Source organism: Hymenobacter convexus (assembly GCF_030580955.1).
Lineage (GTDB): Bacteria > Bacteroidota > Bacteroidia > Cytophagales > Hymenobacteraceae > Hymenobacter.
In genome coordinates, this window is sequence record NZ_JAUQON010000007.1 from 44,677 (window position 1) to 59,072 (window position 14,396).

Genomic DNA, 14,396 nt, shown 5'->3' on the forward strand with positions numbered 1-14,396 from the left:
CACAGAATAAATGATGGGTGTGCATTTCAGTCAAAGGATGCATCTTTCTGTTTCAAAGCCCCTAAAACAGTTCACTAGGATGAAAAAATTATTTCTGCTCTTACTTTTTGTCGCGTATAGTCAAGCCACATTAGCGTGTGACTGTATAATGACTCCAGTTCAGCAACATATTAAATCAACCCCTTATCTACTTACAGGAAAGGCACTTGAGATATTGGACGGTAATACCAGAGAAGGAAGAGACTACCATAACTTTTTGCGCAGCATTGGTATTCAAGACACGATTTCGCGAGGGTATTCTATGCGAATTATTATTGAAAACGACTTTAAAGGCAGATACAAGGCCGGTGATATTATTGAAATACACTCTACCTATTCCAATTGTGACATGCTATTTAGCATGGACAAAACCTATGTTTTATTTCTTCACAAAGAGCAAAATAAATTATTTCCTACTTACTACTCCTATTCCAATGTTCTGGATGGAAGTCAAGCATCCATTGATTTAGTGCAGGCCATTCGCACAGAACTTAAAAGTGGCCATTAGTCCACAACAACCCCGCCCCCGCCCCGCCCGTCTAACCGGCTCCACTTACCGCCCGCTTAGATGAGCCTTTGGGAAATTATTAAACGCCTGCTGCCCTTCGTGCGGCCTTACCGGCCGCTGGTCATTGCCACGCTGTTGCTCACGCTGGTGGGCTCGCTGGCCGCGCAGGTCAACCCCTTCGTGCTGCGCTACATTGTCGACAACGTGCAGGGCCTGCTCGACCGGCACGAGGCGCTGGCCGCCGGCTGGCCCATGCTGGCGGCGGTGAGCGGCATCCTGCTGGGCAAGGAAGTCGTCAACACCTTCATCACTTTCGGGCAGAAATACTACGGCGAGAAAATCCGCATCAACGTGAGCAGCACCTTGTCTCAGCAGGCCGTGAGCCGGATTCTGAGCTACGAGCTGGGCTTTTTCTCCGACGAGGGCAACCAGACCGGCAAGCTCCAGACCCGCATCGACCGCGGCGTAGAAAGCCTCATGAAGCTGGTCCAAAACTTCTTCATCGACATCCTGCCGCTGTTTGCCAACGCCCTGGTGGCTCTGGTGGTGATGTTCGTGGCCAACAAATGGGTGGGGCTGGTGGCGCTGGCCATCCTGCCGGTGTACTTCTGGCTGAGCTTCCGGCAGGCCGACCGGTTGCAGGGCGTGCGCCGCGGCCTGCAAAAGCTGCGCGAGGAGAAAAACCACGGCCTCATCAGCATCATCGACTCGATTGTGATCATCAAAAGCTTTGTGCGCGAAGCCTTTGAGGCCAACAAGCAGGCCGACACCCAGCAGAAGCTGGTGAGCGCCCAGCTGGTGACGCGCAAAACCAACTTCCGCTACGACGGCCTCAAAACCTTCGTCGAGCAGATTGGCGTGGTCGTCATCATCATCCTCACGGCCTACCTCGTGCTCGACCGCCAGATTTCCATCGGCGCCATCATGTTCCACATCCTGCTCTTCAACAACGTGTCGGCGCCCATCCGGCAGCTCCACCGCATCTACGACGAGATGAACGAGGCCCTCACCTACTCCGAAGGTTTCTTCGCCATCCTCGACGCCGACGCCGCCATCGAAGAAACCGGCCCGCTGCAGCCGGCCGACGTGCGCGGCACCTTCGAAATCTGCAACGTCGATTTTACCTACCCCAGCGGCACCCAGGCCCTGCACGACGTCTGCCTCACCATCGAAGAAGGCAAAACCACTGCCCTCGTCGGCCTCAGCGGCGCCGGCAAAAGCACCATCATCAACCTGCTCTGCAAGTTCTACGCCCCCGATTCCGGCCAACTGCTCCTCGACGGCCGCCCCCTGGCCGACTACGACACCCACGCCCTGCGCCAGCGCATCGGCTTGGTGCTCCAGAAAAACCACATTTTCAAGGGCACCATCGAAGAAAACATCCGCTACGGCGACTTCGCCTCCACCCAGGCCCAAATCGAAGCCGCCGCCAAGCAAGCCTACCTGCACGACCAGATTCTGGACCTGCCCCGCCAGTACCAGTCCGATGCCCAGCAGCTCAGCGGCGGCCAGCAGCAGCGCATCGCCATCGCCCGGCTCTTCCTCAAAAACCCGCCCATCATCTTCCTCGACGAGCCCACCGCCAGCCTCGACGCCATCGCCACCGAGCAAATCAAAAACTCGCTCGACGCCATCAAGCAGGGCCGCACGGTGGTCATCATCTCCCACAGCCTCGCCCAAATCGTGGATTCGGACTGCATCCACGTCATGAAAAAAGGCCGCCTCGTGGAAAGCGGCACCCACGACGAGCTCTACGCCCGCCACGGCACCTACCGCGAAATTTTCGACGCCTCGGCCCGGAGTTTAAACATTGAGAAGCTGGCCAAGACCATGGCCGACGACGGGGACGAGGTGCTGGATACGGCTTCGTGAGAACTGTACATTTGAGCTATGATTCCACGATATACCAGTAATTTTTTTTGCACGCCCTTTCTCTGGCTTTGCATTTTGCTTCTTGCTTACTCCTGTGAGATTAATTATTCTACTGAGGTTACAAGCACCGAAAATAAGGAGAAGTCAATTGCAGAAATGAGCCAAGAAGCATGCGATTGTTTTAGCAAGCAAAAAGGTGATATTGATGCTCGGATGGCACCTTGTATAAAGAGCACAACTTTCTCTCAGAAAGTCGAGCTTCCAGAAGGATATAGTATACAAGACTCAGTTGCAGCGGTGGAAAATATGAAATCTAAAGTAGATTCCATGAATTCAAGGAAGGCAGCTGACATGTCTGCGATGATGCAGACTATGGTTGTTTCATGTGATGCTTTTGGGTCAGAATTCGAAACGTTATATGAAAAAACGTACCCTGTTGATAGCTCAGTAGCTAATCTGAATTCCATCAAAACATTAGAAAGCAGATTTCAAACGGCATCTATTCCCGATACTGCCAAGAAAGCAGTGCTGAATGAGCTAATCGCAAAGAATATTGGAGCTAGAAGATTAGCGGAAGGATTGCGGAGATGCCAACAAATGAAAAAGCTCTTTAAGGATGAATCAGGGGCTTACTATGCAAGCGCTTTCATATACAGTTTGCAGGGAAAATACCCTCTTGCTATCAACGAGTTGGCACAAGAGAGTTCATCCGAAAGAAATAGCGACTTAAATAAGATGTTCATTGCTTTGATGAAAAGAAAAGCACAACGCAACAAATAACCATCGAAGACCTGCAAGCCCTTTGCCTGCGCCTGCCCGGCACCACCGAGGACCTGAAATGGGGCGTGCATCTGTGCTTCAGCGGGGGCGGCAAATGCTTCTAGATTCGTAAATTCGCTGACCATGGCCCCGAACCAACCGCTCACCAACCTGCAACAGGAACTCCTGAAACTGTACGCCCAGCAAGTCAGCGAAACGGACCTGCTCAACATCCGCACGCTGATTGGCCAGTACTTCGCCCAGCGCCTCACCAAGCTGGCCGACCACGCCTGGGAGCAGCAAGGCTGGACCGTGCAAACCATGCACGACTGGCTGAACAAAGAAAACCAGTAGCTGAATACGCGCGCCAGCAAGACCATGACCATCGACCTCACCCACGTCGACACCAAAGCTGCCTTTCACCACCTGATGAAGCGCGAGCTGCACTTCCCCGACTGGTACGGCGTGAGCTGGGACGCCTTCTGGGACGCCATCATCGCCGTGGTCGAAATGCCGGATTGCGTGGTGTTGGAGCACTGGCAGGCCTTCGCCCAAGCTTGTCCCAAAGACATGCTGATTCTGCGCGACATCATCGCCAACTACCCCCAGGAGAAGCCCGGCAAGCAAATTTTGCTGGGCTCATAGGCTGCGTCAACAGCGTTGCCTTTATATCGGAAGAGAGAGGTTGTTTAAAGCCCGACCATAACCCCTGCCAAGCCGGAAGCGTTAGGAAACCATCCACATTCTAACCTTTCCACATAAAATGGCAAACCAAACCGCCCTCATCACCGGGGCCAGCAGCGGCATCGGCCGCGAGCTGGCCAACTGCTTCGCGCAAGACAAATACAACCTCGTCCTCGTGGCCCTGGAGCCCGACCTGCTCGACAAAGCCGCTTCGGAAATCCGCCAGCAGTTCGGCGTCGAAGTCACGACCATTGCCAAGGACCTGTTCAAACGCGACGCGCCGTTCGAGGTCTACAACGAAATCAAGCAGAAAGGCACCCAGATTGACGTGCTGGTGAACGACGCCGGCCAGGGCCAGTACGGCACCTTCGACACCACCGACATCAACCGCGAGCTCGACATCATTCAGCTCAATATTGGCGCCTACGTGGTATTTGCCAAGCTCTACCTGCAGGAATTCAAGGCCCGCAACGAAGGCAAAATCCTGTTTGTGGGCAGCATTGCGGGCGAGTTGCCCGGCCCGCTGCAAGCGGTGTACCACGGCACCAAAGCCTTCGTGAATTCCTTCGTGGAGTCCATTCAGGAGGAAAATAAAGATTCGAACGTAACCATCACCAACCTGTTGCCGGGCATCACGAAGACGGATTTCTTCAACAAAGCCCACATGACGCAGGCCAAAAACGTGGCCGAAGGCCAGGGCATGGAACCCGCCGACGTGGCCAAGGAAGGCTACAAAGCCCTGATGAAGGGCGAAGGCCGCATCATTGCTGGGGTGATGAACAACGTGCAGGTGGGCTTCAGCAAGGTGATGCCCGACCCGCTGGTGGCCGCTCAGGTGCACAAGCAGAGCGCGCCGGTCGACGGCGACGAGAGCGCCCGCTAGCGCATGCCTTATTTATAAATTACTCGCGGAGCAGCAAATATCCCCGTTGGCCGAAGTGCAGCAGCGCTTTGGCCGACGAGGATATTTTAGCTTCATGAGAATTATGCTTTTGACGCGACAACTTTACGGTTTCGCTTCCGTTTTTCGCCTTTTCTTCCCGCTGCGGCCTTTTGGGCGGCTATTACATGCGTCTTTTCGTTTTTTCTCCCCTGAGTGCCTCGGCACGCCAATATTTGCAGCGACTCGCGCCGGATAACCTGGAAATTACTTTTTGCAATGATTTGCCCACGGAGCAGCAGTTTCCGGCTTTTCAGGAAACGGCGCTGCTGATGGGAAACCCGCCGCCGGCCTGGTTCACGGCGGGCCCGCCGCCGCTGCTGCGCTTCTGGCAAATCGACTCGGCCGGCTTCGAGCGCTACCGTCATCTGGACTTGCCCATTCCGGTGGCCAACATGGGCGACTTCTTTGCCTGGCCCTGCGCCGAAACCATGGTGGGCGGCCTGCTGGCCCTCTACCGCCACCTGCCCGAACTGGCCGTGCTCCAATCGCAGAAAAAATGGGTGGGCGGGGCCTTCGTGCGCAACCGCGCCGGCCTGCTGCGCGGCAAGCGCGTGGTGGTGCTGGGCGCCGGCGCCATTGGGGTGGCCGTCCGCCAGCAGCTCGGCGGCTTCGAGTGCCAGGTGCAGCTGCTGGCCCGCACCGACCCTTCGGCCCAGCTCCACACCAAAGAGCAGCTGAAGGCCGTGCTGCCCGAAACCGACATTGTCATCAACACCCTACCCGGCAGCGCCGACGGCTATTTCTCGGCCGATTTGGTGCAGGCCATGCGCCCGGGCAGCATCTATGCCAGCGTGGGCCGCGGCAATACCACCGATGAACCGGAACTGCTGCGTCTGCTGCAAGCCGGCTACCTCGGCGGCGCCGTGCTCGACGTGACGGCCATCGAGCCCCTGCCCGCTGACAACCCGCTCTGGACCCTGCCCAACGTGCTGCTCACCCAGCACACCGGCGGTGGCCAGGCCCTCGAAGACGAAAGCAAAGTCGACGTCCTGCTCCACAACCTGGAGCAGCTTCGCAACGGCCAGCCCCTGGAGAATCTGGTGGAACTGAGTAAGGGGTATTAGGCAGGATGATAAGAGCGTTTGCCCACGCCTGTCATCCTGAGTGAAACGAAGGACCTTACACCGAAGAACAGCTTGCAGTAATTCGATTGATGCAAACCTGATAAGGTCCTTCGCTCCGCTCAGGATGACAGGCGTGGGCCCACAATCTTACCACTCCACTACCGCGGCAGCCATGGCTCCTTTGCCGCGAAAATGGCTTTGAGCGTGTACGATTTGGCTTCCGCGGCCGTCATTTGATACGACCAGCCCACCCGCCCCGCCGGATTAGCCCCCGGGCCGGACGACTTATACTCCGCGAAATAGGCCGTTTTCTCGTTTTCCGGGTTCTTCCAGTTATCCCAGCCGGGGGCGGCGATGTGGCCGCCCATTTCGGTATTGATATACACCACGCGGGCGTTGGGGCGCCAGGGCCGGCCCAGGTACACCTTCTTGGCGCGGGCGGTATCGGCGAGCAATTTGCAATTCAAAAACACGAAGCCAAACGTCTGCTGGGGCGGCGTAGAAGCCGCCGTGATGAACGAGTTCTTCTTACTGAGAACGGTGCAATGGTCGAACACGGCCGTACTGGCGCCGAAAATAAAATCCGTCGTGCCCTCAATGTAGCAGTTTTTGAAATACTGCCGGGTGTGGTCGGTGGCCAGAAACAGCACGTCCTGGTTGCCCACCATGCGGCAGTTGGTGAAGGTGGCGCGGTCGGCCTCCACATGCAGGGCCACGGCCTGGCCGGCGGTGTAGCCTGCCGTGTTTTCAAACGTCAGGTTTTCGGCCGAAAAGTCGTTGCCTTGCACCAGCACCGAGTGCGAGCTATACGTGTTGTGCCCGCCCGCGTCGCCGGTGTGGTCGTCGAAGGTGAGGATGGTGCTGGCCTTGTCCTCGCCCACCAGCCGGATGCACGTTTTGAGGGTGGGCACCACCAGCTTTTCGCGGTAAGTGCCCTTTTTGATGCGGATGGTGACGGGCTTTTGCGACTGGTTGGGCACGGCGTCCACGGCTTCCTGCACGGTGCGGTAGGTGCCGGTGCCGTCCTGCGCCACGGTGATGGGGCCGGTTTTCGGGGCGGTTTGGGCGAAGGCTGGGGTGGCGGCCAACAACGCAAGAATCAGTAGTTTCATTTGGGATGGGATGTAGCGTGGACTCTGCGAGTCCGTGCGTGGCGGGTGTCGTTCGGGCAAGTGCGGACTCGCAGAGTCCACGCTACAACTATTTTGCTTCCGGCTGCCAGCCGTGCAGCACGTTTTCGCGGGTGTATGCTTTGGCTTCGGTCTCGGTGAGCTGGTGCGACCAGGGCGCGCGGCGGGTGGGCGCGGCGCCGGGGCCGGTTGACTGGTACTCGGCGTAATAGGCCGTTTTCTTGTTCGACTCTTTATCCCACGGGTCCCAGCCTTCGGGCCGAATCACGGCGCTCAATGCGCAGTTCAGGTACACGGTTTTGGCGTAGGGGCGCCAGGGCCGGCCCAGGCCGAAGCTGCCCGCCGGGGCGTCGCCGGTGATGCGGCAACGGCTGAACACGTAGCCAAACCGCGCCGTATCGGGCGTGCTGGCGGCCGTCACGAATCCGCCTTTTTTGCAGAAAATCTCGCAGTCCTCAAACCACGCCGTGCTGGAGCCGAAGATAAAATCCACGGTGCCTTCAATGTAGCAATTCTTGTAAAACTGCCGGCTGCCGCGCCCATACGTGTAGAGCGTGTCCTGAAATCCCAGAAACCGGCAGTTCACAAACGCGGCCTTGTCGCCATCAACCCACACGGCCACCGCCTGCCCCACCGGCCCCGACGAGTTCTGAAACGTCAGGTTCTCGGCCGAAAAATCGGAGCCGTAGAGGTAGCAGCTGGCCGAGCCCGAGGTGCCTTTATCTTCCCCAAAGATGTTTTTCTTCTGGTTGTAGTCGTCGTAAGTCAGGATGGTTTTGTCCCGGTCTTCGCCAATGATTCTGACCATTTGCTTGGAACCAGCCAGGATTAATTTCTCCTTATAAATCCCCTTTTTGATAAAGATGGTCGTGACTTTTTTGCGGAAATCCGGCACCGCATTAAAAGCCTCCTGCACGGTGCGAAACCGGCCGCTGCCGTCCTGCGCCACCACGAAATCGTAGCCAAAGGCCCGGCCCAACGACAGGCCACTCAGCAGTATTAGCAACAACAGAATCTTCATGACAGCAAGTTAAATCGACCGTAAACCTAGCGGCTGGCAACCCCAAAAGCACGCAATTTCTGCGCAATCGTTGCCGGCCGCGCGGCGGAAAAAGACTTCCGGCCTTGTGCACTTCTACCCTATCGGGCATCGGCTTCTCAAACCCAAGCCCTTGTCCGATGCGCATTCTGCTACTAATCTGCTGCTCCTTCCTGCTCACACTTCCAGCTATGGCCCAGAAAACGACTGTTTCGGGCCGGGTTCTGGAGCTCGACAGCACCAAAGACGTCGGGGTAGCGGGCGCTACCATCCTGCAAACCGGCACCACCAATGGCGCCTCGTCCGATGCCGAAGGCAATTTCACGTTGACTGTGCCCGGCAGACTGGACAGCGTTGCCCTGACCGTTTCATTTATCGGCTACGTGCGGCAGCAGGTCTGGATACGGGCGGGCCGTAGCCGCAACATTCGGCTGGCAGTCAATACCCGAGCCATCGTGTGTACCACCATTCTTTACCCTCTTTGTGAGTTGGGGCTCAGCAGTGGGCTGCGCTATGCGCCATACGGCGGCTCGTTGAGGCTTTACGGGACACGGCTGCTCCATGTGCCCGTGAGCGCCTCGATAAGCTACCAAACCAATTTCAGAGACAATAACGCGCTACTTGCCAGGCTCACGCTACCTGCGCTCTACCAACGCAGGCGGCTTACAATATCTGAATCCCTTGGCTACCAACGACTTCAAGCCATCCCCGTTAGCCTCCATTTTCGCAGCTACACCGGTACATTTTCAATCGGCTTGTACCGCATTGGGCCGGTGCGCATGCCAACGCTGCTGCTTGGCGGCGGCTACGCCCGCTTGCGGGCGCTACAACCCGAAGCGGCTGCAGAGCGGGCGTCTTTCGGTTACAGCTTCGGCCTGAACCACGATTCGTGGCTCCATGCCTTTCACCTTTTTTATAGTGCGCAAGCCACCCGCTGGGATGACTACTGGCAGTTTCAGGGGCAGCTGACGCATGGGTTTGGCTGGGGGCTGCAAGCCGGCGTAGCGTTCAACCAGCTTCCGCATTATTCGGAAGTTTCGCTAGTGCTAAACCGCACGTTCTTTTAGCCACGCTCGTGCAGTTGGTGTATTAGCAAATGTTAAGCTTAAGCACACGCAAAAAGCCCGGCCAACCGGCCGGGCTTTCGCTTTATCAATTAGGTCAGGTTACTCCTGCATGCCGGAAACCTTCGTCAGCACATCCACGATTTCGGCCGAGATGCCGGTGGTGCTGAAGCCGCCGTCGTGCATCAGGTTCTGCATGGTTACGTAGCGCGTCAGGTCCGAAAAGAGCGAAATGCAGTAGTCGGCGCAGGCTTCGGCCGGGGCGTTGCCCAGCGGCGACATCATGTCGGCGAAGTTGTAGAAGGCGTCGAAGCCGGTGATGCCGGTGCCGGCCGTGGTTTTGGTGGGCGACTGCGACACCGTGTTCACGCGCACTTTCTTGAGCTTGCCGAAGCGCTGGCCGTAGCTGCGGGCAATGCTTTCGAGCATGGCCTTGGCCTGCGTCATATCGGTATAATCGAGGAAAGCACGCTGCGAAGCGATGTAGCTCAGGGCCACAATGCTGCCCCACTCGTTCATGGCGTCCTGCTTCTCGGCCACGGCCATCATCTTGTGAAACGACATGGCCGACACATCGATGGTTTGCTGGAAGAATTTGTAGTCCAGCTCGCCGTAGTGCTTCTTTTTGCGGATGTTGGCGCTCATGCCAATGCTGTGCAGCACGAAGTCAATCTTGCCGCCCAGCTTCTCCTGCGCGCCCGAAAAAAGCGCCTCCAGCTCCTCCGTCGAGGTGGCATCGGCCGGAATAATCGGGGCGTTGCATTCCTCGCTCAGCTTGTTGATTTCGCCCATGCGCATGGCCAGCGGCGCGTTGGTGAGCACGAAGCGGGCGCCTTCGGCGTGGGCCCGCTGGGCCACTTTCCAGGCAATGGAATGTTCGTTGAGCGCGCCGGAAATGATGCCGACTTTGCCGGCGAGGAGATTGTTAGCCATGGGGTGGTTTGGTGGAATGGTGAGATGTGAGTCGCCTGTCATTGCGAGGCAGAGCCGAAGCAATGCGTCCTGTTCTCAGCGACCAGCTTATTAGATGCGACAAGCCCAACCGTTGGGTTTGCGGCGGCAAGTTAGCAGTTGGCTTTGTCACATTATCAGGTTGGTCGCTTAGAGCGGACGGATTGCCGCGTTTCGCTCCACTCCACTCGCAATGACAGACGGCCGCCTTATGCCGCCACCTCGCCCCGCAGCGCCAGCAGCTCGCGGGCGCTCTGGAAGGCATTTTCGCTAGGCTTGGCGCCCGCAATCATGTGCGCAATTTCTTTAATACGGTCCTCCTGGTTCAGCTCACGGATGCGGCTCACAGTGCGGTCGGCCCGGTCTTCCTTGTACACGAAGTAGTGCACGTCGCCGGCGGCGGCCATTTGCGGCAGGTGCGAAATGGTCACCAACTGGTGTTTCTGCGCCATCTGCTGCATCATGCGGCCCACTTTCACGGCAATTTCGCCCGAAATACCGGTATCAATTTCGTCAAATACTATCGTGGGCAGCGCCGTCTTATCGGCCAGCATATACTTGATGCACAGCATCAGGCGCGAGAACTCGCCGCCCGATGCGGCCTTGCTCAAGGTTTGAGGCTGAGCGCCTTTGTTGGCCGTGAAGAGGATGTTCACCACGTCGGTGCCGCTGGCGGCGGGGGCGCCGGTGCTGTGCTGAATCACAATGCGGGCGTTGGGCATGCCGAGGTCGGCCAGCAGCAGGCCCAGCTGTTTCTCGAAGTTCGGAAACGACTTGCGGCGGCTTTCCGAGAGCTTGGCGGCCTGCTTGGTCACGGCGGCCAGTGCGGCATCCGAATCCTTACGCAGGCGGTTGATTTCCTTGTCCAGATTCAGCACCGAGCTCACTTTCTGGCGCAGCGTGTCGCGCACGGCAATCAGGGCGGGCAGGTCGCGGGCCTGGTGCTTGCGCTGCAAGGTGTAGAGCACGTTCAGGCGGTCCTGCAGCTCCTCGGCGCGGGCAGGGTCACCTTCGGTGCGGCGCTCGGCCACTTCCACTTCGTCGGCAATGTCGTGCAGCTCAATCAGGCAGCTTTCCAGCCGCTCGCGTAGCTCCTTGAAATTGTCGGCGTAGTTGGCCACCTGGCCCAGTAGCACCGAAGCATCCTTCATGGTGCCGGTGGCACAGCTTTCGCTGTCGCGCAGCCCGTGCAGCGCCTGGCTCAGCTTGTACTTGATTTCCTCGGCGTGCTCCAGCTGCTTCACCTCCTGCTCCAGCGCATCCTGGTCTTCGGTATCGAGGCGGGCCTCTTCCAGCTCGTTCAGCAAAAAGCTGTTGTAATCCAGCTCCTTGCTGGCCTGCGCAGCCTGGCTTTCCAACGCCTGCAAATCAACTTCCAGCTTGCGGTACTGCCGGAAAGCGCTGCTGTACATGGTGCGCTGCGGCACCAGCCCGGCGTACAAATCGAGCAGGTTGAGCTGAAAAACCCCGTCGCCCAGCAGCAGCGTATCGTGCTGCGAGTGGATGTCCATCAGGTTGGCGCCGATTTTCCGCAGGGCTTCCAGCGTCACGGGCGTGTCGTTCACAAAGGCGCGCGACTTACCGTTCGGGCTGATTTCGCGCCGCAGAATGCAGTGCGCGTCGTAGTCCAAATCTTCCGATTCGAAGATATCCTGCAGTTGGTAGTTGGCAATATCAAACTGCCCTTCAATCACGCACTTGCGCTCGGTATCGAACAGCATGCGCGAGTCGGCCCGGTTGCCGAGCAGCAGGCCAATGGCACCCAGCATAATGGATTTGCCAGCACCGGTTTCGCCCGTAATAATATTCAACAGCGGCGAAGGACGCAGCTCCAGCTGCTCAATCAGCGCGTAGTTTTTAATCCGTAAATCGACTAGCATAACCCTTGCGAAAAAAGCGGAATGTCATGCTGAGCGAAGTCGAAGCTTCTCTACCGCCACAGTAAATAATTACTCCTACAATAGAGATGCTTCGACTTCGCTCAGCATGACGTTCTTTTCATTATTTATTCTAATTTGATTCTGATTTATTTAAGCACCGTTTGATATTTTGCCGAATTGCCGGGGTCTACTTCCGTCAGCATGGCCACGAGCTGCTGCTTCTGGTTCTGGTCGGAGCTGGTGCGGAAAATATTGGCAATTTCATCGGACTTGGCGTCAAAAAACGCCCGGGTCAACAACGCGCCGGGGCGCGTAATCACCGCTTTTTGAATGCCCGTGAGGGCCGTCATCACCGAGGCGCGGGCTTCCTCGGGCTTTTCGATGAACACGTCCATGCCCAGCCGGTAGTAGCTGTAGAGGCCGGTGCGGAAAGCTTCAAGCTGCGGGTCGGTCAGGTTGTCGAGCAGGAAATGGCGCTCGCGCGAGCCCGAGCCGCGCCAGCCCTCGTCGACTTCGTTGGTGAGGGTTTGGTTGGCCGAATAGTTGACGACGTTGCGCGCCAATTCATAATACGGCGTGCCCCCGAGCCGCCCAAACGTGTCGCGGTCGATGCCGATGACCAGGTAAGCGTAGTAGCCCAGCAGCGACGCTAGGTTCGACGTGAAGCTGTTTTGCGAGAAGGCAATGGGGTTTTGGGGCGAGTAGTTGAAGTTGAAGCTGCGGTCGGTGAGGCTGATGACATTGGTTTCGTAGCCGGTGCCGTACACCGGGCGCGTCGAAATCAGGCGCATGGTGGCATTGTAGGTGCCGTTTTGCGGGATGGCCGTGATGCCGATGAACATGCGCACCTTGATGCGCTCCTCGGGCCGGTAGGTTTGCGAAGTCCAGGCCTGCGTGTTGAGCAGGTTGCGAATTTCGTTCTGCATCTGCGTCACCAGCGTGGGGTCGGTGATGGTGACGTTCTGGGTCGTTACCTGCACGTCGGCCTGCAGCTCCTGCGCATGGGCGGCAGAGCCAGCCAGCAACAGCAGCGCAAACAGAGACAAGGTCGAGCGGAATTTTCGCAACATGAGCATCAGGAGGTTACGGCCCGGCGGGCCAGAATCAGGCTTACCAGCCCGCGGGCCACGTCGGCCTTGGACTGCAGTTCAAAATTAACGACTTGGCCCCTGGCATCCAGCACCGTCACCTTATTGGTGTCGTGGCCGAAACCAGCGCCCGCGTCGCGCAGCGAATTCAACACCACAAGGTCGAAGTTTTTGCGGCGCAGCTTGTCTTGGGCGTGGGCCAGCTCGTTCGTAGTCTCCAACGCAAAACCGACGGCAAATTGTTCAGCCCGCTTCTGCTGGCCGAGCGTGGCGGCGATGTCCACGTTCTTCACCAGCTCCAGGGTGAGCGTTTCGCCCGATTTCTTAATCTTTTCGGCAGCTACCTGGGCCGGCCGGTAGTCGGCCACCGCCGCTGCAAATACCCACACATCGGCCTCAGCAGCCACCATCGAAGCGGCGGCGAACATCTCCGCGGCCGTTTCGACCCGCACCGTTTCAATCAAGGAAATGGCCGGATTGGGCAGTTGGCTGGGGCCGCTCACCAGCGTCACCCGGGCTCCCTCAGCCGCGAAGGCTTCGGCCAGTGCGTAGCCCATCTTGCCCGTCGAGCGGTTGCCGAGAAAGCGGACGGGGTCGAGTGGTTCGTAGGTCGGGCCGGCGGTGATGAGGACGCGCATGTTGTGTGCGGAGAGGAAATTGCGAACCCAAAGAACGTCATGCTGAGCGTAGCCGAAGCATCTCTACCGGGTAAGTAAATAATTACTCTCGTGGTAGAGATGCTTCGGCTACGCTCAGCATGACGTGCTATTTTGAAACAAAACCGGCGAAAAACTTCGTCAGCTCCGCCATCATGTCCTCCGGTTCCAGCATGCGGCCGTGGCCGCTGAGGCCGCTGGCCAGCTCGCCGCTGGGCGAGTCGAACACGTGGTTGCCGAAGGAACGCAGGCGCGCCAGATTCTGCGTCACGGCCGGGTGGGCGTACATGTCCAGGTCCATGGCTGGCGCCAGGAACACGGGGCAGCGGGCCGACAGGTACACCGCGCACAGTAGATTGGGGCACAGCCCATTGGCCAGTTGGCCAATGGTGTTGGCGCTGGCGGGCGCAATCAGCAGCGCATCGGCCCAGAGGCCCAACTCCACGTGGTTGTGCCACTCGCCGGCCGCGGCATCACGCAGGAAGCCCGTGAGCACGGGCTTTTTGGAGAGCGTACCCAGCGTGAGCGGCGTGACAAAGGCCGTGGCCGCCTCGGTGAGGATGACCTGCACCTCGGCGCCGGCCTTCACCAGCAGGCGGGTGAGCGGCGCGGCTTTGTAAGCCGCAATGCTGCCGCTCACGCCCAGCAAGATGCGGCGGCCGTGCAGGGCAGTTGAGTGCGGAGTGAGGTCGGCCATAATGGGTAAGTTGCTGTTGACA

The 14,396-nt window shown here is 58.1% G+C and carries 15 protein-coding genes; 8 read left to right on the forward strand and 7 right to left on the reverse strand.

What is annotated here, in order from left to right; translation table 11 throughout:
• The first annotated feature begins 148 nt into the window (after positions 1-148).
• The 7 genes from Q4S41_RS15560 to Q4S41_RS15590 all read left to right on the forward strand — a co-directional run bounded on the left by Q4S41_RS15560 (position 149) and on the right by Q4S41_RS15590 (position 5,869).
• On the forward strand, positions 149-547 hold the full coding sequence (locus Q4S41_RS15560) for a hypothetical protein (RefSeq protein WP_305032046.1): 399 nt from the start codon (positions 149-151) through the stop codon (positions 545-547).
• 60 nt (positions 548-607) lie between these two features.
• Positions 608-2,419: an ABC transporter ATP-binding protein gene (locus Q4S41_RS15565; protein WP_305032047.1), complete on the forward strand. Its 1,812-nt coding sequence runs from the start codon at positions 608-610 to the stop codon at positions 2,417-2,419.
• Positions 2,420-2,437: 18 nt separating this feature from the next.
• Positions 2,438-3,199, forward strand: a complete 762-nt coding sequence (locus Q4S41_RS15570; RefSeq protein ID WP_305032048.1) for a hypothetical protein — start codon at positions 2,438-2,440, stop codon at positions 3,197-3,199.
• A 123-nt stretch (positions 3,200-3,322) separates the two neighbouring features.
• On the forward strand, positions 3,323-3,532 hold the full coding sequence (locus Q4S41_RS15575; protein ID WP_305032049.1) for a hypothetical protein: 210 nt from the start codon (positions 3,323-3,325) through the stop codon (positions 3,530-3,532).
• 24 nt (positions 3,533-3,556) lie between these two features.
• Positions 3,557-3,823: a barstar family protein gene (locus Q4S41_RS15580; RefSeq protein ID WP_305032050.1), complete on the forward strand. Its 267-nt coding sequence runs from the start codon at positions 3,557-3,559 to the stop codon at positions 3,821-3,823.
• A gap of 118 nt (positions 3,824-3,941) precedes the next feature.
• Entirely contained in the window at positions 3,942-4,745 is an 804-nt protein-coding gene (locus Q4S41_RS15585) for an SDR family NAD(P)-dependent oxidoreductase (protein ID WP_305032051.1), read from the forward strand.
• Positions 4,746-4,930: 185 nt separating this feature from the next.
• Positions 4,931-5,869 (forward strand): D-2-hydroxyacid dehydrogenase, encoded by a 939-nt coding sequence (locus tag Q4S41_RS15590; RefSeq protein WP_305032052.1) that lies wholly within the window; start codon positions 4,931-4,933, stop codon positions 5,867-5,869.
• A 158-nt stretch (positions 5,870-6,027) separates the two neighbouring features.
• Here Q4S41_RS15590 and Q4S41_RS15595 read toward each other — a convergent pair whose 3' ends face one another.
• Complete coding sequence (locus Q4S41_RS15595) at positions 6,028-6,981, reverse strand: pectinesterase family protein (RefSeq protein ID WP_305032053.1); 954 nt, start codon at positions 6,979-6,981, stop codon at positions 6,028-6,030.
• A gap of 88 nt (positions 6,982-7,069) precedes the next feature.
• Positions 7,070-8,020 carry a pectinesterase family protein gene (locus Q4S41_RS15600; protein WP_305032054.1) on the reverse strand — a complete coding sequence of 317 codons (951 nt, stop codon included), beginning with the start codon at positions 8,018-8,020 and terminating at the stop codon, positions 7,070-7,072.
• 209 nt (positions 8,021-8,229) lie between these two features.
• On the opposite strand from Q4S41_RS15600, the gene Q4S41_RS15605 reads away from it, so the two are divergent.
• Entirely contained in the window at positions 8,230-9,105 is an 876-nt protein-coding gene (locus Q4S41_RS15605; RefSeq protein ID WP_305032055.1) for a carboxypeptidase-like regulatory domain-containing protein, read from the forward strand.
• 99 nt (positions 9,106-9,204) lie between these two features.
• Here Q4S41_RS15605 and Q4S41_RS15610 read toward each other — a convergent pair whose 3' ends face one another.
• The 5 genes from Q4S41_RS15610 to Q4S41_RS15630 all read right to left on the reverse strand — a co-directional run bounded on the left by Q4S41_RS15610 (position 9,205) and on the right by Q4S41_RS15630 (position 14,374).
• The gene (locus Q4S41_RS15610; RefSeq protein WP_305032056.1) at positions 9,205-10,035 is read right to left on the reverse strand and encodes an enoyl-ACP reductase FabI; all 831 of its coding nucleotides are present in this window, start codon (positions 10,033-10,035) and stop codon (positions 9,205-9,207) included.
• A gap of 227 nt (positions 10,036-10,262) precedes the next feature.
• Positions 10,263-11,933, reverse strand: a complete 1,671-nt coding sequence (gene recN, locus Q4S41_RS15615) for a DNA repair protein RecN (RefSeq protein ID WP_305032057.1) — start codon at positions 11,931-11,933, stop codon at positions 10,263-10,265.
• A gap of 146 nt (positions 11,934-12,079) precedes the next feature.
• Complete coding sequence (gene porD / locus Q4S41_RS15620; RefSeq protein WP_305032058.1) at positions 12,080-13,003, reverse strand: type IX secretion system protein PorD; 924 nt, start codon at positions 13,001-13,003, stop codon at positions 12,080-12,082.
• Positions 13,004-13,008: 5 nt separating this feature from the next.
• The gene (locus Q4S41_RS15625; RefSeq protein ID WP_305032059.1) at positions 13,009-13,659 is read right to left on the reverse strand and encodes a phosphopantothenoylcysteine decarboxylase; all 651 of its coding nucleotides are present in this window, start codon (positions 13,657-13,659) and stop codon (positions 13,009-13,011) included.
• A gap of 127 nt (positions 13,660-13,786) precedes the next feature.
• Positions 13,787-14,374 carry a flavoprotein gene (locus Q4S41_RS15630; protein ID WP_369811313.1) on the reverse strand — a complete coding sequence of 196 codons (588 nt, stop codon included), beginning with the start codon at positions 14,372-14,374 and terminating at the stop codon, positions 13,787-13,789.
• Between the last annotated feature and the right edge of the window lie 22 nt (positions 14,375-14,396).